This is a genomic window from Bacillus sp. FSL R9-9497 (genome assembly GCF_038005805.1).
GTDB classification, from domain to species: Bacteria; Bacillota; Bacilli; order Bacillales; family Bacillaceae_G; genus Bacillus_A; species Bacillus_A cereus.
Window position 1 is genome coordinate 2,489,197 of sequence record NZ_JBBOTY010000001.1, and the last position, 20,439, is coordinate 2,509,635.

The window sequence follows — 20,439 nt, forward strand, 5'->3', positions numbered from 1 at the left end:
TTACATTATGTTTAAGTTATTAAAGTATTCTGTTATTTTTTAAAAAAGAAAAATGTAAACGTTTTATTAGGGGGAGAAAGTATGGGGAAGTTATTTTTAAAAATATGTTTTTTCGCATTAGTGACCGTATGTTCATTCGCAGCGAAAATATCATACGCTGAAGAGAGGCAACAAAATAATTATCCTATCATATTGGTGAATGGATTTGCTGGATGGGGTAGAGAAGAAATGCTTGGCGTAAAATATTGGGGTGGTGTTCATGATATACAGGAAGATTTGAAACGCAATGGTTATACGGTACATACCGCAGCTGTTGGACCTGTTTCTAGTAACTGGGATCGTGCATGTGAATTGTATGCACAAATTAGCGGTGGGACAGTAGACTATGGTGCAGTACATGCTGAGAAACATGGACATAATCGTTTTGGCAGAACTTATAGTGGTTTTGCGCCGAATTGGAGTGAAACAAATAAAGTTCATTTAGTTGGACATAGCATGGGTGGACAAACGATTAGAACATTAGTACAGCTATTAAAAGAAGGTAGTTTTGAAGAAAAGAATTATGTAAAAAATCACCCAGACACCAAAATATCACCACTATTTGAAGGCGGAAAATCATATGTTCATAGTGTTACAACATTAGCAACCCCTCACAACGGTACAACACTTGCGGATGGTAGTCTTCTACTGCCGTTCGTTAAAGATTTACTCATTACAGCTGCAAGCTTTGGAGGAAACAATAATTTATCATTATATGATTTTAAATTGGATCAATGGGGTATAAAGAAAAATGCTGGAGAGTCCTTTTTCCAATATAGTAATCGTATTCTAAATAGTTCACTTTGGAAAAATACAAAAGATATAAGTCAATGGGATTTAAGTACAGATGGTGCAAAGGAGTTAAATAATTGGGTAAAGACGCAACCAGATGTGTATTACTTATCCTATAGTGGGCATGCATCACAAGCAGCACCTATAACAGGTTTACATTTGCCTCATATAACGATGAATAAAGTGTTAATGGGAAATGCATTTTTCTTAGGTTCTTATGCGAGATATGAAGAAAACCGTCCGTTAGTTGATACTTCTTGGTGGCAAAATGATGGTGTAGTAAATACAAATTCTATGATTGCACCCTCTTCTAATGTTGCTGTAAATAATAATGAGTCATTACAGATTGGAAAATGGAATCATATCGAAACGAAAGCGAATTGGGATCATCTCGATATGGTAGGATTAAGTGTTTCAGACTCATTAGGTTTTTCTAGCATTCAAGAGTTTTATAGAACAATTGCTGAAAAGCTATCACGTTTACCGAAATAGGTAATAATAAAGCGCTCTCGATGGAATTCGAGAGCGCTTTATATTATATTGAAAGAGGGATTTGGTAGAAAAATATGGGGGGATATTATGAAAATTCAAGTTGTATTATCAGGATACGGAACAGTAGGTAGAGAGTTTATAAAATTATTAAATGAAAAATATTCATATATATATGAAACATATGGGATTCAATTAGTTGTAAGTGGCGTATTAGGGAGAAATATTGCGATACATAATGAAGACGGCTTATCACTTCATCATTTATTGATGTATGGTGGCGGTACCGCTGCAATTGAAAAATATTTAGAGTATCATCCGAAGGAACGTGCAACAACTAGCATAAGTGGTACTGTATTGGTAGAATCAACAGTTACAAATCTTAAAGATGGAAATCCAGGGAAACAATATATGAAACAAGCGATGGAGAAACAGATGGATATAGTAGCAATTTCTAAAGGGGCGCTCGTTACAAACTGGAGAGAAATAAATGAAGCAGCAAGAGGCGCAAATGTACGAATTCGATATAGCGGTGCAACAGCCGCTGCACTACCGATCCTAGATATCGGACAATTTAGTTTAGCGGGTTGCAGTATTGAAAAAATAGAAGGAATATTAAATGGAACAACTAATTATATTCTTACGAAAATGTATGAGGAAGATATGATATTTGAAGAAGCACTGAAAGAAGCACAAGATAAAGGAATTGCTGAGACAAACCCTATATTAGATATAAGTGGTTCAGATAGTGCGTGTAAATTGTTACTTTTGACAAACAGCTTAATGGGAACAGAGAAAACACTTACTGATATACATATAAAAGGAATCGAGCACGTTACAAAACAGCAAATTAGAAATGCTAAGGAACAACATAAAATTATTAAATTAATAGCATCAACATATAAGGATGAGGGGGGCAATGTCAATTTAAATGTTGAACCGTGCGAAATAGAAAAAAATCATCCGTTAGCAAAAGTAAATGGGACCGAAAAAGGAATTACGTTCTTTACAGATACGATGGGACAAGTTACTACAATTGGTGGGGCTTCTAATCCACGAGGCGCTGCAGCTGCAGCTTTAAAAGATGTAATTAACTTATATCGAAAAGATTTGTAAGACCGTACCGCCCTTTATAAAAAATACATATGTTGTGGACCTTTTGAGAATGAAATAAATATGCAAAAATGATTGCAGGGGGTAAGGAATTGTTTAAGGATTTTAAAGTTGTTAAAGATCGTCCCGTTTATATTCAATTGAAAGATTATTTGAAGAAGATGATTATGAAAGGGCATTTGCTCGGGGATCAAAAAATCCCATCAACAAGGGAACTAAGTGAATTACTAAGTGTGAGTAGAAACACTGTACTCGCTGCTTATGCAGATTTAGAGCAAGAAGGACTCATTTATGCAGTTAAAGGAAAAGGGAACTTTGTTGCGAAGGTGGATATATCTAACACTTCGTCTGTTGAAATAGATTGGAAAAATAAACTTAATACAGTGACCGCATTAGCGGATGAATTAGATTTAATGAAACATGGTGTTCGTTGGGAAAAAGGAATGATTGTTTTTAATAGTATAGCCCCGGATGAGAAGCTATTTGATGTTGAAAATTTCAAAAGAGCTTTTCTTACTCGTATGTCCATTGAAGGAGACATCGTATTGAACTACGGATATGCAAAGGGATATAGACCGTTAATGAATTATTTACTTCATTACATGGAAATGAAAGGTGTAGACATTTCGAATAAAGATATTCTAATTACAAATGGATTTACAGAAGGATTGGATATTGTACTCTCTTCTTTATCAAAAAAATCCGGGCGTGTCATTTGTGAGAATCCAACTCACCACGCTTCACTTAAGCTTTTCCGTTTACATGGACTTGAAGTTCATGGGATTGATATGCATGAGGATGGTATTGATACGAATGAAGTTGAAAAAAGTTTGCGTGAAAAAGATTTTGATTTTGCTTATTTAATTCCTTCTTATCATAATCCAACTGGTATTGTTACGAGTTCAGAGAAAAGGACGGAATTGATGAGGTTATTCTCAAAATACAAGGTTCCTATTATAGAGGACGGATTTAATGAAGAATTACGTTATTCAGGTTCACATTTAGCTCCATTATTAACTTTTGCTGGAGCTGGCAATAATGTGATTTATATTAGTAGCTTTTCAAAGGTACTTTTCCCTGGTTTACGTGTAGGCTGGATTATTGCAGATAAAGAGCTGATTCATTATTTAGAAAGCGTAAAAAGAGCAAGAACGATCCACACATCTACGTTAGATCAAGCTGTTCTGTTTCAATATTTACATGAGGGATATTTTGAGAAATATTTAAAAAAGGCAAGATCTGTTTATAAGAAAAAATATGAGTTAGCTGTCGGGGCATGTAACCAGTACATTCATTTCAAAAGAATGACTGGAGATGGTGGACTTCATTTATTTATAGAACTAGAAGAGCATATGAATGCCCGCACACTTTTACAAAAGTGTTATGAGAAAGGCGTTACGTTTTCACCTGGAGATGTTTTTTACTCTGATGGAGAAGGAGCGAACACTTTCCGATTAGGGTTTTCGCGCTTGAAAGAAGAAGAAATAGTTCGGGGAATTAAAATAATTGGTGATACAATAAAAAATGAAATTTGGAGTTGAGAAAATGAAAATCGGTGTTATTATGGGCGGGGTATCGTCTGAAAAACAAGTTTCAATTATGACGGGGAATGAAATGATTGCTCATTTAGATAAAAATAAGTATGAAATAGTTCCAATTACATTAAATGAAAAAGTGGATTTAATTGAAAAAGCGAAAGACATTGACTTTGCGTTGCTCGCGTTACACGGAAAATACGGAGAAGATGGGACAGTTCAAGGAACACTGGAGAGTTTAGGAATTCCTTATAGCGGAAGTAATATGTTATCTAGCAGTATATGTATGGATAAAAATATTTCGAAAAAGATTTTACGTTATGAAGGTGTAGAAACACCAGATTGGATTGAACTTACAAAAATGGAGGATCTAAATCTTGATGAGTTAGATAAGTTAGGATTTCCATTAGTAGTAAAACCAAACTCTGGCGGATCGAGTGTCGGAGTGAAAATCGTTTATAATAAAAATGAATTGATCTCAATGCTAGAAACTGTATTCGAATGGGATTCTGAAGTAGTAATTGAGAAGTATATAAAAGGTGATGAAATTACATGTTCAATTCTGGATGGAAAACAGTTACCTATAGTTTCAATTCGACATGCAGCCGAGTTCTTTGACTACAATGCAAAATATGATGATACTAGTACAGTTGAGGAAGTTATCGAACTTCCAGCAGAAATTAATGAACGTGTAAATAAAGCGTCACTTGCTTGTTATAAAGCATTAAAATGTAGTGTTTATGCAAGAGTTGATATGATGGTGAAGGACGGAATTCCATATGTAATGGAAATTAATACATTACCAGGGATGACACAATCAAGTTTATTGCCAAAAAGTGCAGAAGCAGCGGGAATTAGTTATAGCAAACTATTAGATATGATTATTGAAACATCATTAAAAGTTAGAAAAGAAGAAGGGTTTTAAGGGAATTATATAACTAATTTTTTGACAGTTTCACGAAGTATGCTATGATGAATACATTATAAAAACAAAATATTTATCCACTAGGGGGGCCTTTTATAGGCTGAGATCAAATGTGATTTTGAGACTCTTAGTACCTGATCTGGTTAATGCCAGCGTAGGGAAGTGGGAAAGACGTTGCTATTTAATGAGTAAATAAATACTGTCAATTTCACTTTCTTTACGCCTGTAAAGAAAGTTTTTTTATTTTACAGCTTTAATAATTGTGGATAAATAGTTATATTTTATATATTATTGGAGGGATTTAAATGACTTTTTCACAATCATTACGTAAAGAAGTAGATTCAATTTGGGAAGCGAGTTTTAACCATCCTTTTGTAAAAAAACTTGGCGAAGGAACGTTAGATTTAGCTAGTTTTCGTTATTATGTGCTTCAAGATTCATATTATTTGAGCCATTTTGCTAGAGTACAAACTTTAGGAGCTGCAAAAGCTCTTGAATTAGAGACGACAGCTCGTATGGCACATCATGCTCAAAATACATATGAAGCAGAGTTATCTTTACATGAGAATTTTGCTAAAAAGCTAGGGATAACAAAAGAAGAAAAAGATAATTTTATTCCTGCGCCAACTGCATATGCGTATACTTCACATATGTATCGTGCTGCGTATGAAGGGCATTTAGGAGATATTATTGCAGCAATTTTACCTTGCTATTGGTTGTATTATGAAATTGGTGAACGCTTAAAAGAGTGCCAGCCGGAAGAGGCAATTTATAACGAATGGATTTCTGCTTATGGATCTGATTGGTTCCGTACGCTAGTTGAAGAACAAATTACACGGTTAGATACTATTGCTGAAAAAGTAACAGAGGCAGACCGCAAGCGTATGAAACAGCATTTTATTATTAGCAGTCAATATGAATATTCATTTTGGGAAATGGCTTATACATTAGAAAAGTGGCCAGTGGATACAGACGTAAAAGACGTAATTGGATAAAGAATAGAAGTAATGTTATAGATAGGTGTGGATCATACCTATCTATATATTTTTTCTTGTCAAATTTGTGTAAAGTCATTAGTGCTACGGATATGGCGAAATAGAATATCGATAAGTTAGCTAATTTAATTGTCTACGAATTAACTGGATAAATTTCTGCCACATTTATTTTACATTCAAAAAACGTAAAGATTGGTGGTATGAAGTTAAATAAGAAAAGAAACCGGCTCTGTTAATTGTAATGGATTTGCTTTTTCTTTACGGGAATTGCTAAATCATCATGGAATGCTGTTCATACAATATGCAAATATGCATATTGTATCTTTTTGAGTTCTTTATGTGTTAAAATTAGATATAGAGATATAGGAATATAAAGAAGCAAAAGCAGGAATATCCAATGAATTTTGAGAGGTGTTATATGTTTACAAATAAGAAATTAATTCGATTTGGTTTATCGTTATTTGTATTTTTAGGGATAATTAATTTTACAATCAGCTATTTCCAAACATATCTTGAAACAGCAGCAGATATTAAATGGGTAATTCCAGAAATTTGGAAAACTATTTTGCTAGATGTTCCTCAAGGGATACTTGTTCTTTTAGGCGCAATTGCTTTATATGATTTCACAAAAGAGGCATCAAAAAAAGACGCATCAATCTAAATGTGTCTTTTTTCAATTAGCAATTTCATATAGAGATTTGCTGGAGAAATAGAATGAAAAGCCCTAATTAGGGCTTTTTTTGTTGGAATTTCTTAACCGTCATAGAAACTGGTCACTTGGAGGTGTTATAGCGAAAGCCATTTACAGTACAGAAAAATCTAAGCAGCAGACGGAAATATATAGGATATGGATCATAATTATTGAGAAATTAATTGAACTTAGTAAGTATGAAGATATGACGCTAGAATTCATATTTTTTAATTTTTATTTATCTCGCTATTTGCCGGGCAGTAAGCCCCCCACCTCAAAATTCAGCGGAAGCAAAGAAGTTAGGTAGGGGATGAACAAAACCCCACTGATTAAATTTTCACTTTATAAAAATGAGCCCATAGTAAAAATAGGTATATGAACAAGGTGCATCATCTAGTGATAAGTCATACTTTGTTGGTGTACGTATTGAACTTAGTTTATAGCGCTATTTCTACTTAGATGTAACGAACAGGAATATAGGGAAGTATTGATGAGGTTGTATTTTATAAACGGAGGTTATGAAAATGAATCAGTTTCAACAAGAACTACAAGCGTTAAGCCTTAATGATTACCGGTCTGGAAATATTGTCTATTGGGACCAGCAAAACCAATATCCGTATTACTATATTGAAGATGCTGCTCGTCGCTGTGGCGGTTGTGGTCGTTGTGGCGGTTGTGGTGGAGGTCGTTGTGGCGGCTTCCGTTGTGGTGGCTTCCGTTGTATTGGTTGCTTCGGTTGTTTTGGTTGTGGAGGTTGCGGAGGTTGTGGCGGCTGTGGTGGTTGCTCTAACTGTTTTGATGGTTTTACTGATACTACCGGTACTATTGTAACGTATGAATATTGATAACATCTATCTTGCTAGTTGCGGGTAGTAACATCCCCAAAAAAATTCAGTGAGAGCAAAGAGAAGTTAGGTGGCGGACTGCCCATAAAATCCCGATTGGTGAGAGCTGATTAAATTTTCACTTTATCAATTAAAAAACATTAGTTATATATGTACGTGCCGACAAAGAATATAGCCATTATTCATGGATATATTCAATCATTCAAGTAAAAGAGTAACAATAAGATATATAGATGTAATCAAGATGTGATGGATAAAGCAATGACTAGATTTAAAATCTAATCATTGTTTTTTTCTTATGGTTTTATCATTAAATATCTGTCTAGTTTGGGCATTGCTTCCTTCTAGCTAATGATTTTATTACAACCGTGTAAGGTTAATGTAATGTTAATCGATAGTAAAATAAGTTGCTTGAGTGTATTTTAAATAAGATTAAAAAGTACTGTTTATCTATAAAATAATTGGGTAAATAATATGTAATTAGGAAGTGTATGAATATGGTTGAACTAAAATCTATTTTCCATTCGTATAAACTAAAGAGAAAAATAGCTAAAGATTTATACGGAAAAAGAGATGAATTATCACTGTTATTAAATGAATTTAATAATATGAAATGTACAGTAACATCTGAAAAGAAGAAAAACAATATGTTATCTCGTTTGCAACTAATTTATGAAAATATGAAATTAGATAAGCAGTATCCTCTATCAGTTTCTTTTGATAGTAAATTATTGGAGCGATTAGAAAAAGAATCTCTACATACTATTGAGGATGGTGTAACATGTCTACATTTAATGTTAGATATGAATTATGAAAAAATAAAACAATATGGGTCGGGTACAAGTAGGTCATTCGTTCCATTATCGCAGTCTTCTATTTGTCTCGCTGATTGTATTTGTTTAACAGGATTTGTAGTAGGTTTACTAGGAGCAATTTCATTTGGAGCATTACTGTTATCTATATGTTCAGTCACATAACGCTTAATATTTGTAAAGAGAGCACCGATTTAAGGTGTTTTTTTAGTTTTTTGTAAATTTATTGTAAATGATAAGTACAATATACCAAGTAAATTGTATAATTCAAATGTATTAAAATATAAATGTAAGGGGGTGCTGTATATGATAATTACTTTTAATTTTTAAAAGAGTCATTTTGATAATGTTTTGTTTAGATAAATAGTTTTTACTTTTCTTTTAAATACTTCGTTTAAATGAATTAGATTAAGTAATTATTGTTCTAGCTTTTTGATAATCAAGACAATCGAAGAAAGGAATCATTTTATGAAAAAATTAAGGCTGTTAACATTTGAAAATATAGTAGAACCCCTTTTAAATGAAGAGGTATCATTTATATACTTTCCTATTGAATGGCTGGACATCGTAGAGATACATTATAAGACGTTTTTATTAACGAGTAAGTTGAAACGTTTGAATAAAAGATTATATGATATGTTTTCGGATATATTGTTTATTCAGCATAATCCGTACGTATTAAATGAAAATATACCATGGATTGTATCAAAAGAACCTATTAAACAAGAGCAACTCGATTATATTTTTCAAAGTTGGTATGAGATTATTCATGATTGGAAGCCAAATAGATTAGTAGAACCACCAAAATATGAATGGCAATCCGATTTGATTTCTAATTTGCCAGTACTACATGATAATGAAACGTATTCTAAGTGGGTACCCGCTTTAATCTCACATATTTTTTGTGAGCGTCCTATATATTTAGAAAATACAAATGAAGAAGAAATCTATTTTTCTCCTCTTAGATCACAAAATATTTGTGAGGCGATGTCAGAGCCGATAAAAGATGAAAAAACACAAGATTTTTTCTCCTATGTATATCGATTCCAATGCATAACCCGTGGTGGTGAGAACGCTCCATTATTAAATATTTCAATAGGGATTCGGAGATTTTATCAAGAATATAAGATGTTAGGTCAAACAAACCTTGATATGACAACGTTTGTTTGACTTTTTTTGATAAAATGCAAACATTTTGCAAACATAGGTTATCCAAAGATACTTTTACCGAAGTTTTTAACAGCTTCTTCCTGCATATTCGGTAAAACATGAGAATAGACACTTAATGTCATTGAAATATCTGTATGACCTAATCGCTCACTGATGATTTTAGGATTAACTCCTTGTTTCAATAGTAGAGTTGCGTGTGTATGTCTTAAATCATGAAATTTAATTTCTTTTATACCTACTTTGTGTGTTATCCTAATGAAACTTTTTCTGAAATGTGCTCTTTTTATGATTCTTCCAAACTCATTACAATTTATTAAATCTTGATCTAGATAAGCAGAACCAAACCTTAATTTCTCTTTATTGATTAAAATTTTATGTTTTTTTAAGGCTGCTATTGTTTCATTAGGTACAGGAATTGTGCGTTTTGATGAATTTGTTTTTGCAGTTTTTTTGATTTTATTGTCATGACCAGATGTTTGATTTATTGTAACAGTATGTTTTTCAAAATCAATGTCCTGCCATCGTAAACCTAGAACTTCTCCCAGACGCATACCTGTAGTTATTGCAAGTAGATACCCAATGTGATATCGTGATTCTTGTGAATGAGCTAAAAACTTTTTTACCTCTTCCTCTGTCCAAGTCTGGATAGGGGTTTTTTCTTTTTTAGGTATCTCAGCAAAATCTGCTGGATTTCGAGAAATAATATTTTGTTTTACGGCTAGGTTTAAAGCGCTCTTTAAAATTCTATGCATAAGTAGAATAGAATTGTTTGCAATCCCTTTATCTATCGCAGTTTTATAGCATTTTTGAATGTGCATAACATTTAATTTATGGAGCACGACCATTCCTATACTAGGTATAACATGTTGGTTGATAAATGCCTTATAGCCAGCAAAGGTACTCTTTTCTATGCTCATACTTTTAATTTCTAGCCAATGATTTAGGTAATCTTTTAGTGTAACTTTAGATGGCTCTATAAAAGTTCCTTCATTCAACTCTGTAATCTTCTTTGCTACATCGGCCTGTGCTTCTTTTTTTGTCTTATATCCAGAAAACCACTTCTGTCTTCTTTTTCCTGTCTCTGGATCAGGACCGATATCAATAACGATGCAATATTTATTTCCTCTTTTTCGAATATGTCCTTTCACTTAAAACACTCCTTCATTTTATTTTGAATCATGTTGTATAAGTCTAGTTGTAATTTTGCTGCTATAAAAATTACATGTTTGGACATATCAGCGATGGATATATTTTACCATATAAAAATAAATTCAGTTATAGTGTAGGGGATTCATTTGTTGTTAAACAATAGTGAAATGTCTACTCAGATTATTAAATGCAATATTGCATATTTTTTTAGGGAGTCTAAAAAATAAGGATTATATTAATATTTTTAACTTTCTCAAGTATTTTCAGAATATAAGAGAATAGATGTTTGGGTTATTTGTGATAGAATATTCTTAATAATATAATTTGACGGAACGAAAAAGACCCATAGCGTGTGTAATTGTGCTGGGAACACTTTTACACCGTTTGCCCTAATTGTAGTAGGGAAAACATTTGCCATGAGCCTTTTAGTTACGACTATGCGTAACATATACGGCTAGTATAACACAACTTTTAGATGTAATTCATCATTAAGGTGCGTTTTCATGATAGGGAAGTGTGTCTTGTTCCAATAAGGGGGACAAAACATGTGGAAAGCTCTAAATCAAATTGAAAAAGAGTTATGTGCAGCTGGAATAAGGAAAAATCAACTAGCAAATTATTGGGGAGTTAAGCCAAGTACTGTTACAAAAGTTTTTAAAGGTAACACAGACATGAGTTTTGGCTTTCTTTCTAAGACAGTCATCCTATTAAACAAAGGCATACAGGTTCAAGAAAATTTATTAACAGATTATATATATATAACGAAACCAAAATCAGAAAACTTACGTGAGGCAATGGAGGATTTAGCTTTAAGGGGAAAGTTTAATCTATTAATTAATATTATAAATAGTGAATCACAATCAAAGGTAGCAGAAAATAGAGAATTTGCTAATGTGTATCGAATTATATATAGACGATATATAGGTGAGATTGATGCTATACAGTACCATAAGGCATTAAGTCTCGAAAGTAAATCAATAAGAACCTCAGAGATGGAAGTGTTAATTGAAATTTTATTATGTCAAGCGCAATATCAATCGGGTAATTTTACTTCTTTAAATGAGCGATTAAAATCTCTTGAAATAAAAATAAATAAAATAAGTAATAGGTACATTCGAGAATGTTATAAATTACGATATAAAGAAGCCATTGCGGTTACTTCGTTGCAGGGTGGTGAAGTCATTGAAGCAAGGCATGTTAGCATGGAACTATTAGATGATCTTGAATGGGATAACTTTTTTTCTTTTCCAAAAGTAAATGCATATTTAAAGCTAGGAGAATCGTATATTTTTTCAGCGAATGAATATGAGAAGGCAAAATATTATTTGGAAAAGACTCTTGAAGTGCTAGGGGATAATAAGATTAATGGAATTGAGAGAAAAAGAAAAATGGTGCAACATACATTATCATTTCTAAAGATTCATCATGATAAAGAAATTAGTAGCGTAGATGTTGTTCATCCAGGTGAACTAGCATATTTAAGGATTAAACAAGGTAAGAGGATTGAAGCGAGAAAACTATTGATTCAATTAAAAGAGAAGAATGGAAGATTAACAGACATACAGACTGCATATTTAGGTTTAACATATGAAGGTACTAAAAAAGAAGAGTTAATGAAACGTTCTCTTTTGATGTGTCAAAAATCAGGGAATATATTTTATTCGAATTTACCAAAAATACACTTGGGTTTAATTTGAATAATTGGTATAATTGTCTTCGGAAAGAGGTGAAATAATGAAAAAAATAATTACAATCATTCCTGCGCTATTAATAGCTGCTACATTATTCATTAACACTGATTCTATAAAAGAAAAACCTAGTAAAAATGATTTAAAACCTACAATTCAACACATGATGGTTGACCCTGGTGGCGGCTGGTAAAATACATAATAAAGGTTTATATATATTACAAATGACATCGTCTTAATTGACGATGTCATTTGTAGTTTTAGGAGAAATTTCTTTTTTTGCTGAAAGAAGAAAAAAGAAATTATTGTAAAAAAAATACAAAAACACAAAGAGGGAGATTGAAGAAGATGAAGAGCAAAGAAGGGGAAGTTAATCTAATTAAACAAGCTTTATTACTTTTGCAAGAAGAGGATAATCCAAAAGAGAAATTATTTTCTATCTGTTTGACTGAATCCAAAAAAGAAAAAGTTATGTGAAAAAGACTATCTAACTTTTTTGGATAGTCTTTTTACACTACATATTTCCTTTAGATTTTTCGTAGTTCACAAACATCTCTAATTGCTCTAACGCTTTTTTTCGTTGTTCTTCAGGTAAGTCATTAATGATCTGAAGAATTTCGTGTGCTTCTTTTGTTAACTGTAAGTCTTCGCCCGCTGTTAAATCTGGTGAATCAGATAAACCTAACAAATAATCTGTTGTTACTTTTAAATAATTTGCTATCTTCTGAAGTGTACGTGTACCGGGTGCTTTTTTTCCCTCAACATAATTATAAACAGAAACATGACTAACACCAATTGCATCGGCTAACTGTTGTTGGGTGATGCTCTTCTTTTCAATTAATGATTTCAATCTCTCATGACTAAACATAATAAAAAACACCCCAAGCTTATTTTATATGAAATTATTTTTTTCTTAATTACTATTATGGTGTCACACTGTCATTATATATTAACTATCAGTTAAGTGGAAAGGTAATTTTTTTGAAAAAAGTTTTGGGAAACACTTGAACTTAACTTTAGGTTAAGTTATTATGTAATTAACAACAAAAACGGAAGAGAGGAGTTGTTTATGAAAACTCTAAAGCAGCTACGTGTAGAACAGGGATATACATGTAGGGAAGTAGCTGAAGCCGTGGGTATTACTGAAGTTTATTATTGGTATATAGAAAACGGGAAGCGTCGACCTTATTATGATTTAATTGTGAAAATTGCTGAGTTTTTTAAAGTGAAGTTAGATGCAATTAAAATTTTTTGTCCATAACTTAACCTTAAGTTAAGTTATGTTTGGTTAAGTAACTTAGAAAGGAGCAAAAAAATGGGATTAGATCAAATCATTAAAGAGTCAATCCGCGAAGTTGTTCGCGAAGAAATTCAAGCAGCTTTAGCTTCATTCCAACAACAATCACAACCAAACAAGGTAATGAGGGTGAAAGAAGCAGCTGCTTACCTCAATATAGCAGTTTGTAGAATGTATGAATTAGCAAATCATCCACATTTTCCAGTGATTAGGGAAGGTCGTAAATTACTTTTCTTGCAAAAGGATTTAGAAGCTTGGCTTGAAGCACAAAAGGAAGTGATTTAGTGGAAGATACAACATCATTAGCTATATTAGCGATATTAATTGCATGTGGTTCATGGTTGTTTTACATAACTTATGAGCCGATAAAACAATGGGCTTGGAGTGATGTGAAGCAAAGTAAAAAGACCCATGGCAGTGGGTCCTTTTCGAAAAATAAGTTGTTATAAGTATACCACGGAAAGTAGGGAAATAGCACATTGGTTTTATGAAAAGGAGTGAAAGCTATGAACAACAAGGTATTACAAATAGGGCAAATAAATTTTCGTGGCAATGTTATAGATCATGGATGGTTTAAAACACTTACATTAGATAATGGTAAACCTAATATTGTTGCAATTACTATCTTAGGAGAAATTGTTTATTGGTATAAACCTACTGAAGTAAGAAGTGAAGAATCTAGTCAAGTTCAATATAAACAAAAGTTTAAGGCAGACATGCTTCAAAAGAGTTATCAACAATTAGCCGATTCATTTGGGTTTACAAAAAGACAAGTAAAAGAAGCATGTGACTTTCTGAAAGAACGTGGACTTATAAAAATTGAATTTAGGACGATTCTTGTTAACGGAACTAGGTGTAATAACGTTATGTATGTTGAACCTGTACCTGAAATGATTCAGAAAATATCTATTATATATTGGGGAAATGGTAACCCTCCTACACTGAAAAGTAATAGCCCTATTGCTTTAGAAAGCAAGAGAGTCTTACATTCTAAAGCAATACCCTCCTACGATAAAACGGAAGAGTCTCTTACACTAGAACGTAAGACAAATACAGAGATTACTACAAATATTACTACAGAGATTACTACAAATATAAATGATGATGATGCTACTTCAGCTCAGAAATTAATTGATCAAGAATTTAAAATTAGTTACAACTTTTTACTTGAAAAGGGGATTCCGTTAAGTGAAATTGCAATTCAAGAATTAGGTAAGTTTTGTGATAGATTTGGTAATGAATTAGTTATTCACGCTGTTAATAAAGCAATTGATGAAAATGTACCAAAGTGGAGATATATTCGCAGTATTTTAAGTAGTTGGGAAAAGGAAAAAGTAAAAACATTAAATGATGTTGCTGCTTTAGATACTCGATTTGAAATGAGTAAGAAAAACAACAAACGTACTGGTAAAGGTTATTCCAAACGAACGGAAGTTGTACCGGATTGGTTATGCAAACAAGAAGAACAAGAGCCAATACAGCAGCCACAGCAAATTCAAAGCGATAATCTTGAAGATAATAAGAAACGTTTGGATGAGATTCTAAATAAATATAAAAATACTAAAGGAGAGTAAGGTATGAAAAACACAGGCTTTGCAAGAAAATTGGACGAGCTAGGTCGTGTAGTAATTCCAGTAGAGTTACGCAGAACTTTAGGGATTGTCGAAAGTACGGCACTAGATTTTCATGTTGAGGGTGAAAACATTGTTCTAAGAAAATATGAAAAGTCATGCTTTGTAACGGGTGAAGTTTCTGAAACCAACATAGAGTTGCTAGGTGGCCGTATGTTTTTAAGCAAGGAAGGGGTAATTGAATTACTGAATCTTATTCAGAAGAGTGGGCTGGCACATGCCTAAGCAACTAAACATTTTCGATGTAGATCCAGCAATTTGTGAATTCGATGTAATGAAAGCCAATGTTAAGAAAGGAAATGGACGCGTTACATATGCAGATGTACGTGTCCAAGTTCCTAAGAATGCAAAGTGTACGGATGAATTACCACGCACAACTAAACAAGATGATCGCTATGACATCTTTGAGCAATATGTAATGGCAATATGGAGATTTCAAAGAGCTGTAGATAAGTTTTTCAATTGGGATACAGCTGAAGAATTGTGTAAGGCAGCAAGGGATAAAAAAGAAATAATTCCGGTAAGGGTTTATTTAGGAAGTGGCTTTAAACCTAATGTTGTTGAGTACATGAGGTAGTAAAAGGGAGATGGGCATATGAAAAAAGTAGAAATTGATGTTAGTAACAACAAGCTTTTAATAGTAAAGGATGGAAATGTTACAGCATTCAATCCACCGGAGAGTGGTTTTGGTGAACAAGTTGCTGTTTGGATAAACGGTAAAGTTGATCGTGTAGATACTAAGTTTACTGAAAAGGTAAAATAATTTTTTAGAAAGTAGGTTCGCTTATGAGTGTAGCGAGAAATCATGAAGCGATGAAGGAATCACGGTTGAAGGTATACATTGCTTTAGAAGAAGCTAACTTCATTTGGGATGAAAGAGATGTAGTTCGTTTTCGTAAAATGTGGAGTCAAGGTATGAGTTTGCCGAAGATGGCAAAAGCATTAAGGAGACATCAAGCGGAGGTTGCTCTCCTTGTAATAGATCAGGCTGATAAGTATTTAATTGAAAATCGTCCGATAGGATTAGGAATTTGCTGAATAGGAAGGGGAAATTAAAAATGAACATTATGGAAAATGGTGTATTAGAAGCAACTAAATTAATGAGTGAAGTAAAAAATGAGGGTCAAGTTATAAATGAAGCTACAGTTTTACAGATTGCAAGTATCTTATCGATTGATGAATTAAATGATTATCAGGAAGCAACTTTACGAACTTGGAATAACAAAACTGATTTTGGAGGACGAGTTTCAAATGCAGCTTTAGGACTTACAGGCGAAGCTGGTGAAGTTGCCGATATTGTTAAAAAAGCAATTTATCACGGACATGGTTTTCAACCATCGCATTGTCCAGGAGAAGAGGACGGAAACACTTATAAGTTAGCCTTAGAGCTTGGAGATATTCTTTATTATTTATCAATTATGGCGCATGAACTGGGATATACGTTACAAGATATTGCTGAAATGAATATTGCAAAATTAGCTAAAAGATATCCAGATGGTTTTAGTCGAGAAGCAAGTCAAGCACGTGTAGATGTAAAGTAAGACGAAATTTGAAATTTGTATAAAAACCGAACTATAAAATTGTGGCCATTAAAAATTCGAAAGTAAAATATGAACGAAATCATCAACTTTAATCCTTATATATTCGTAGTTTGGAGAGGTGGCGTGAAAATGAAAAGTAAAGATTATCAAAAAGGATATTTGCGAGGGTAATTAGATGAGGCGGAAATTACTTATAAAAATATAGTTTCAATTATGGATGACATGATTGAAGAGCCAACTAAATTCACTTTGGAGTGAATCAGTGAGCTAGAAGAGTTTTTAAAGAAGCATGGCAGATTATAAAACAAGACAAAAGCGTTATTATATAGTGATGCAAAAAGAGTACATATCGAATATGTACTCTTGAAAAAAGGAAGTGTAAATAAGTGATGAAACACTATACTACAACATATGCTTGTCTCATTTAAAAGTGCAAGGAATATGATAAAATAGTTATTGTATTGAAGAAAAAACATGCACAAAAAATGTGCATGTAAAATAAAAAGCTATGTCTTGTCTATTTAAATATATGCTTTGTTAATATAAACCGTGAGTATGTTTGAGCAAAATGGTTATTTATTAGCAAATATAAAGAGCGTTTTTTTAAACGCTCTATGACCAAAACTAATATTGAAAATGAATGCCACATGATATTTTATGTATGTTTTTATTGAATGTGCAGTTTTTATACAAAAACGATATTGCGTTATGAAAAATAAAAAGGACAGTTAGTTACACTAATTGTCCTATGCATAAGAAGAATTCGATGGCTATTCATCTTGCACTTTGATGTATCTATAGTATTAACATATTTTCAAAAGTTATTCTTTAAACTAAGAAACAGCTAGCTAAAAGCTAACTGCTAACTGCTTAGTCCCAAGGAAGAGGAACGGTTTATTAGGTCTAAGGTTGAAATAAGGGTTTTAGATGTTAAGACCTAAATATAGTATGGATTTCACTTTAGAAATTATGCATATAAATTTTATTCTTGCAGAAATGGTTAAAATAAAAAGCATCTAGTTCAGTGAACTAACTGCTTTGCGATCTAAAAGAACAATACACATACACGCTATGTTTTGTAACTTAAGATTACAGTTATAGTATAAACGTAATTGGAAATGTTATTCGGGAGTAAAAAGGAACCTGAATTTTATTTTGTAACAAAAGCTTAGTCAAAGAGAACTGTATATAAGTGCACTTTGACTAAGCTTTTATGAAATGAAGTTTGAATACCTTTTCAATATTAAGGTATGACAAAAATGCTTCGTTGGTGAAGCCGATATAAAAAAGAGCACTCGTTTACGGCGCTCTAAAGATAGGAGGTAACTAATTCTGTGAACATAACGAACTTACTAACAATGTATGTTGTATGCAAAAAATAAGAACAAAAAAGCTAACTGCTCCAATCTTAAAGAAATATTAACTGAAATGTCTTAGAAGTTTCTGTACTTAAAGTATATTTAGTGTATTAAAAAAGGGTTCTTCGAAAAATTTCTTTTCTCGGAGTAAATAATCAATGATATTATTTAAGGTTTTAAGAAATTTTATTGGAAATTGGTCAAAAAAGTATACAGATTTCATATAAAATTGTCGAAATAAAAAAGAGCACCATTATATGGTACTCTTTTATGAATCAGTACACCATTCAAATATTGTTGATGTTTGTGAGTCATGAACAATTAAATGGTTTAACAAGTAAGGATTCAAGATAATGTATGTAAGATGAGTATAAGTTGTTACAAAGAAATAAAAAAGAGCACCATTATATGAACTGCACCCCAATTGTTAGACACAGTCTAACAATTGGAGGTGCAGTTTTTCTATGGCTAAATTTACAGCTGATGAAAAAATACAAATCGTTCTACGTTATTTGAACGGGAATGAAAGTTATCGAGAAATGGGTAGATCGCTCGGTATAAGTGACACAATCATTTTGAATTGGGTAAACCAATATAAACAGAATGGTCTGGAAGCTTTTCTAAAACGATGTACAAATTACACACAACAATTTAAACTAGACGTACTAAACTTTATGATTGAAAACGGTATGTCCTTATTTGAGACGGCAGCTATTTTTAATATTCCTGCCCCTTCAACGATTTCTGTTTGGAAAAAACAGCTTGAAACACAAGGAATTGATGCCCTTCAATCTAAGAAAAAGGGGCGTCCATCCATGAAAAAAGATTCAAATAAACAATTAAAACAACCTTTAGCTGAAGGGTCAGTCGAAGCACTTGAAGCACGCATTAAACAGCTTGAGATGGAAAATGAGTACTTAAAAAAGTTAAATGCCTTAGTTCAAAACAAGGAAAAATCACAAAACAAGACAAAGCGCAAGTAGTCTATGAATTAAGGCATAAATATTCGGTGAAGGCACTTGTGGAGCTAGCTACTATTCCTCGAAGCACGTATTATGATTTAGTAAAGAAAATGAATCGTCCAGATGTAGATGCCGATTTGAAAGCTGAGATTAAAGCGATTTATGAGGAAAATGAAGGTCGTTATGGTTACCGTCGCATTCGTGATGAATTAACGAATCGTGGCCAGAAAGTGAACCACAAGAAGGTTCAGCGCATTATGAAAGAGCTTGGGTTAAAGTGTGTCGTGCGTATGAAGAAATATAAATCCTATAAAGGAAAAGTCGGTAGAATCGCACCTAATATTTTAGAGCGTAATTTTCATACAGATGCACCGAATCAAAAGTGGGTAACAGACATCACAGAGTTTAAATTGTTTGGAGAAAAACTGTATGTATCACCTGTATTAGATTTGTATAATGGTGAAATTATTACCTATACAATTGGTTCTAGACCGACGTATTCGCTTGTTTCAGACATGTTAGAGAAAGCATTGGAACGTTTACCTGAAACCCACCAGCTACTGATGCATTCGGATCAAGGATGGCATTATCAAATGGGACAGTACGTCCGGACACTTGAATCAAGAGCTATCGTCCAGAGTATGTCTCGAAAAGGCAACTGTTACGACAACGCAGTAATAGAAAATTTCTTTGGGATTATGAAGTCGGAGTTCCTCTACATAAAAGAATTTGAAAATGTAGAGCACTTTAAAATAGAATTAGAAAAATATATAGATTATTATAATACGAAACGGATTAAGGCAAAATTAAAAATGAGCCCGGTACAATACCGGACTCACTTTTATCAAGCTGCCTAATGAAATAACCGTGTCTAACTTTTAGGGTCACTTCAATATGGTACTCTTCTTTTGTGAATCAGTACACCATTCAAATATTGTTGATGTTTGTGAGTCATGAACAATTAAATGGTTTAACAAGTAAGGATTCAAGATAATGTATGTAAGATAAGTATAAGTTGTTACAAAGAAATAAAAATTAGTCAGCAAAAGCAAAATGATTAGCTCTTAATGGAAAATGAAATGCATTATTAGAAACTCATGATATAAACAACTAGGTTGTGAAGATTAAACTTTTTCAAAAAAACTTCATTTGATATTACTCTAGAATGGCATTATTGAACTTATAAATTAATATGTCTTTTCGTTTAGTGGCAAAATAAACACCTTGATAGGAGTAATAACGTATTCCTTTAAAAATACGCTTTTTCATTAGGGAATTAATCTAAGCACTAGATAAATAGATGCGTATACTTATATTATGTGAGTTGTGAAAGTAATTAAACTGAATTTTTATAGTTTAATTATTAGTAACTATTTTTATTCTAAGAAAAATGAATATTTAAAAATA

General features: G+C 32.6%; 24 protein-coding genes and 1 riboswitch. Of the genes, 22 read left to right on the forward strand and 2 right to left on the reverse strand.

The window, feature by feature from the left end; genetic code table 11:
• The first annotated feature begins 81 nt into the window (after positions 1-81).
• The 9 genes from MKY21_RS12780 (at position 82) to MKY21_RS12820 (ending at position 9,406) form a co-directional block, all read left to right on the forward strand.
• The gene (locus MKY21_RS12780) at positions 82-1,323 is read left to right on the forward strand and encodes an esterase/lipase family protein (RefSeq protein WP_061662919.1); all 1,242 of its coding nucleotides are present in this window, start codon (positions 82-84) and stop codon (positions 1,321-1,323) included.
• An 87-nt stretch (positions 1,324-1,410) separates the two neighbouring features.
• Positions 1,411-2,436, forward strand: a complete 1,026-nt coding sequence (locus MKY21_RS12785; protein ID WP_044797699.1) for a homoserine dehydrogenase — start codon at positions 1,411-1,413, stop codon at positions 2,434-2,436.
• 89 nt (positions 2,437-2,525) lie between these two features.
• Positions 2,526-3,974, forward strand: coding sequence for a MocR-like pyridoxine biosynthesis transcription factor PdxR (pdxR, locus tag MKY21_RS12790; RefSeq protein WP_044797698.1), 1,449 nt, complete (start codon positions 2,526-2,528; stop codon positions 3,972-3,974).
• A 4-nt stretch (positions 3,975-3,978) separates the two neighbouring features.
• Positions 3,979-4,893 (forward strand): D-alanine--D-alanine ligase, encoded by a 915-nt coding sequence (locus MKY21_RS12795; RefSeq protein ID WP_001999863.1) that lies wholly within the window; start codon positions 3,979-3,981, stop codon positions 4,891-4,893.
• 72 nt (positions 4,894-4,965) lie between these two features.
• Positions 4,966-5,071: riboswitch (TPP riboswitch) on the forward strand.
• 127 nt (positions 5,072-5,198) lie between these two features.
• Positions 5,199-5,888: a thiaminase II gene (gene tenA / locus MKY21_RS12800; protein ID WP_000144508.1), complete on the forward strand. Its 690-nt coding sequence runs from the start codon at positions 5,199-5,201 to the stop codon at positions 5,886-5,888.
• 397 nt (positions 5,889-6,285) lie between these two features.
• On the forward strand, positions 6,286-6,549 hold the full coding sequence (locus tag MKY21_RS12805; RefSeq protein WP_002101034.1) for a DUF3937 family protein: 264 nt from the start codon (positions 6,286-6,288) through the stop codon (positions 6,547-6,549).
• A gap of 554 nt (positions 6,550-7,103) precedes the next feature.
• Positions 7,104-7,424, forward strand: coding sequence for a heterocycloanthracin/sonorensin family bacteriocin (locus MKY21_RS12810; protein WP_001071364.1), 321 nt, complete (start codon positions 7,104-7,106; stop codon positions 7,422-7,424).
• A 491-nt stretch (positions 7,425-7,915) separates the two neighbouring features.
• A complete protein-coding gene (locus MKY21_RS12815; protein WP_001999865.1) occupies positions 7,916-8,401 on the forward strand; it encodes a hypothetical protein in 486 nt (161 codons plus the stop codon).
• A 303-nt stretch (positions 8,402-8,704) separates the two neighbouring features.
• Positions 8,705-9,406 carry a pPIWI_RE module domain-containing protein gene (locus MKY21_RS12820; RefSeq protein WP_341076406.1) on the forward strand — a complete coding sequence of 234 codons (702 nt, stop codon included), beginning with the start codon at positions 8,705-8,707 and terminating at the stop codon, positions 9,404-9,406.
• Between the two features lie 38 nt (positions 9,407-9,444).
• On the opposite strand, the gene MKY21_RS12825 is transcribed toward MKY21_RS12820, so the two are convergent.
• On the reverse strand, positions 9,445-10,554 hold the full coding sequence (locus tag MKY21_RS12825) for a site-specific integrase (protein ID WP_341076408.1): 1,110 nt from the start codon (positions 10,552-10,554) through the stop codon (positions 9,445-9,447).
• Positions 10,555-11,100: 546 nt separating this feature from the next.
• Here MKY21_RS12825 and MKY21_RS12830 point away from each other — a divergent pair.
• The 3 genes from MKY21_RS12830 to MKY21_RS12840 all read left to right on the forward strand — a co-directional run bounded on the left by MKY21_RS12830 (position 11,101) and on the right by MKY21_RS12840 (position 12,720).
• Positions 11,101-12,252 carry an AimR family lysis-lysogeny pheromone receptor gene (locus MKY21_RS12830; RefSeq protein ID WP_341076409.1) on the forward strand — a complete coding sequence of 384 codons (1,152 nt, stop codon included), beginning with the start codon at positions 11,101-11,103 and terminating at the stop codon, positions 12,250-12,252.
• A gap of 37 nt (positions 12,253-12,289) precedes the next feature.
• Positions 12,290-12,436, forward strand: a complete 147-nt coding sequence (locus MKY21_RS12835; RefSeq protein ID WP_341076412.1) for a complement C1q protein — start codon at positions 12,290-12,292, stop codon at positions 12,434-12,436.
• Between the two features lie 86 nt (positions 12,437-12,522).
• Positions 12,523-12,720 (forward strand): hypothetical protein, encoded by a 198-nt coding sequence (locus tag MKY21_RS12840; protein ID WP_341077967.1) that lies wholly within the window; start codon positions 12,523-12,525, stop codon positions 12,718-12,720.
• Between the two features lie 37 nt (positions 12,721-12,757).
• On the opposite strand, the gene MKY21_RS12845 is transcribed toward MKY21_RS12840, so the two are convergent.
• Positions 12,758-13,111: a helix-turn-helix domain-containing protein gene (locus tag MKY21_RS12845; protein ID WP_000491236.1), complete on the reverse strand. Its 354-nt coding sequence runs from the start codon at positions 13,109-13,111 to the stop codon at positions 12,758-12,760.
• Between the two features lie 201 nt (positions 13,112-13,312).
• Between MKY21_RS12845 and MKY21_RS12850 the strand changes: the two genes are divergently transcribed.
• From MKY21_RS12850 to MKY21_RS12895, 10 genes are all read left to right on the forward strand, one after another.
• Positions 13,313-13,504, forward strand: a complete 192-nt coding sequence (locus MKY21_RS12850) for a helix-turn-helix domain-containing protein (protein ID WP_000854271.1) — start codon at positions 13,313-13,315, stop codon at positions 13,502-13,504.
• A 54-nt stretch (positions 13,505-13,558) separates the two neighbouring features.
• On the forward strand, positions 13,559-13,825 hold the full coding sequence (locus MKY21_RS12855) for a helix-turn-helix domain-containing protein (protein ID WP_000522030.1): 267 nt from the start codon (positions 13,559-13,561) through the stop codon (positions 13,823-13,825).
• The gene (locus MKY21_RS12860; RefSeq protein ID WP_000390287.1) at positions 13,825-13,989 is read left to right on the forward strand and encodes a hypothetical protein; all 165 of its coding nucleotides are present in this window, start codon (positions 13,825-13,827) and stop codon (positions 13,987-13,989) included. The genes MKY21_RS12855 and MKY21_RS12860 overlap by 1 nt, the downstream gene beginning before the upstream one ends.
• Positions 13,990-14,046: 57 nt before the next feature.
• A complete protein-coding gene (locus MKY21_RS12865) occupies positions 14,047-15,114 on the forward strand; it encodes a DnaD domain-containing protein (protein ID WP_341076415.1) in 1,068 nt (355 codons plus the stop codon).
• A 3-nt stretch (positions 15,115-15,117) separates the two neighbouring features.
• Entirely contained in the window at positions 15,118-15,396 is a 279-nt protein-coding gene (locus MKY21_RS12870) for an AbrB/MazE/SpoVT family DNA-binding domain-containing protein (RefSeq protein ID WP_341076416.1), read from the forward strand.
• The gene (locus MKY21_RS12875) at positions 15,389-15,748 is read left to right on the forward strand and encodes a hypothetical protein (RefSeq protein ID WP_001125948.1); all 360 of its coding nucleotides are present in this window, start codon (positions 15,389-15,391) and stop codon (positions 15,746-15,748) included. Before MKY21_RS12870 ends, MKY21_RS12875 begins: the two co-directional genes overlap by 8 nt.
• A gap of 18 nt (positions 15,749-15,766) precedes the next feature.
• Positions 15,767-15,934, forward strand: a complete 168-nt coding sequence (locus tag MKY21_RS12880) for a DUF3954 domain-containing protein (RefSeq protein WP_000754942.1) — start codon at positions 15,767-15,769, stop codon at positions 15,932-15,934.
• 23 nt (positions 15,935-15,957) lie between these two features.
• Positions 15,958-16,209: a hypothetical protein gene (locus MKY21_RS12885; RefSeq protein ID WP_000109497.1), complete on the forward strand. Its 252-nt coding sequence runs from the start codon at positions 15,958-15,960 to the stop codon at positions 16,207-16,209.
• A gap of 20 nt (positions 16,210-16,229) precedes the next feature.
• Positions 16,230-16,712, forward strand: a complete 483-nt coding sequence (locus MKY21_RS12890; protein ID WP_046946251.1) for a nucleoside triphosphate pyrophosphohydrolase family protein — start codon at positions 16,230-16,232, stop codon at positions 16,710-16,712.
• A gap of 1,822 nt (positions 16,713-18,534) precedes the next feature.
• Positions 18,535-19,889, forward strand: a protein-coding gene (locus MKY21_RS12895; RefSeq protein WP_325764816.1) for an IS3 family transposase whose coding sequence is annotated in 2 segments (ribosomal slippage) — positions 18,535-18,988 and positions 18,988-19,889 — 1,356 coding nt in all. Because the reading frame shifts where the segments join, the coding sequence is not laid out codon by codon here.
• Positions 19,890-20,439: the final 550 nt, after the last annotated feature.

What these genes read in the sequence shown, in the direction of transcription:
- MKY21_RS12890 (WP_046946251.1), top strand. Translation starts at nt 16,230, where the DNA reads ATGAACATTATGGAAAATGGTGTATTAGAAGCAACTAAATTAATGAGT.
- MKY21_RS12830 (WP_341076409.1), top strand. Translation starts at nt 11,101, where the DNA reads ATGTGGAAAGCTCTAAATCAAATTGAAAAAGAGTTATGTGCAGCTGGA.
- MKY21_RS12810 (WP_001071364.1), top strand. Translation starts at nt 7,104, where the DNA reads ATGAATCAGTTTCAACAAGAACTACAAGCGTTAAGCCTTAATGATTAC.
- MKY21_RS12835 (WP_341076412.1), top strand. Translation starts at nt 12,290, where the DNA reads ATGAAAAAAATAATTACAATCATTCCTGCGCTATTAATAGCTGCTACA.
- MKY21_RS12865 (WP_341076415.1), top strand. Translation starts at nt 14,047, where the DNA reads ATGAACAACAAGGTATTACAAATAGGGCAAATAAATTTTCGTGGCAAT.
- tenA (WP_000144508.1), top strand. Translation starts at nt 5,199, where the DNA reads ATGACTTTTTCACAATCATTACGTAAAGAAGTAGATTCAATTTGGGAA.
- MKY21_RS12870 (WP_341076416.1), top strand. Translation starts at nt 15,118, where the DNA reads ATGAAAAACACAGGCTTTGCAAGAAAATTGGACGAGCTAGGTCGTGTA.
- MKY21_RS12820 (WP_341076406.1), top strand. Translation starts at nt 8,705, where the DNA reads ATGAAAAAATTAAGGCTGTTAACATTTGAAAATATAGTAGAACCCCTT.
- MKY21_RS12805 (WP_002101034.1), top strand. Translation starts at nt 6,286, where the DNA reads ATGAATTTTGAGAGGTGTTATATGTTTACAAATAAGAAATTAATTCGA.
- MKY21_RS12880 (WP_000754942.1), top strand. Translation starts at nt 15,767, where the DNA reads ATGAAAAAAGTAGAAATTGATGTTAGTAACAACAAGCTTTTAATAGTA.
- MKY21_RS12815 (WP_001999865.1), top strand. Translation starts at nt 7,916, where the DNA reads ATGAATATGGTTGAACTAAAATCTATTTTCCATTCGTATAAACTAAAG.
- MKY21_RS12875 (WP_001125948.1), top strand. Translation starts at nt 15,389, where the DNA reads ATGCCTAAGCAACTAAACATTTTCGATGTAGATCCAGCAATTTGTGAA.
- MKY21_RS12850 (WP_000854271.1), top strand. Translation starts at nt 13,313, where the DNA reads ATGAAAACTCTAAAGCAGCTACGTGTAGAACAGGGATATACATGTAGG.
- MKY21_RS12795 (WP_001999863.1), top strand. Translation starts at nt 3,979, where the DNA reads ATGAAAATCGGTGTTATTATGGGCGGGGTATCGTCTGAAAAACAAGTT.
- MKY21_RS12845 (WP_000491236.1), bottom strand. Translation starts at nt 13,111, where the DNA reads ATGTTTAGTCATGAGAGATTGAAATCATTAATTGAAAAGAAGAGCATC.
- MKY21_RS12785 (WP_044797699.1), top strand. Translation starts at nt 1,411, where the DNA reads ATGAAAATTCAAGTTGTATTATCAGGATACGGAACAGTAGGTAGAGAG.
- MKY21_RS12885 (WP_000109497.1), top strand. Translation starts at nt 15,958, where the DNA reads ATGAGTGTAGCGAGAAATCATGAAGCGATGAAGGAATCACGGTTGAAG.
- MKY21_RS12855 (WP_000522030.1), top strand. Translation starts at nt 13,559, where the DNA reads ATGGGATTAGATCAAATCATTAAAGAGTCAATCCGCGAAGTTGTTCGC.
- MKY21_RS12780 (WP_061662919.1), top strand. Translation starts at nt 82, where the DNA reads ATGGGGAAGTTATTTTTAAAAATATGTTTTTTCGCATTAGTGACCGTA.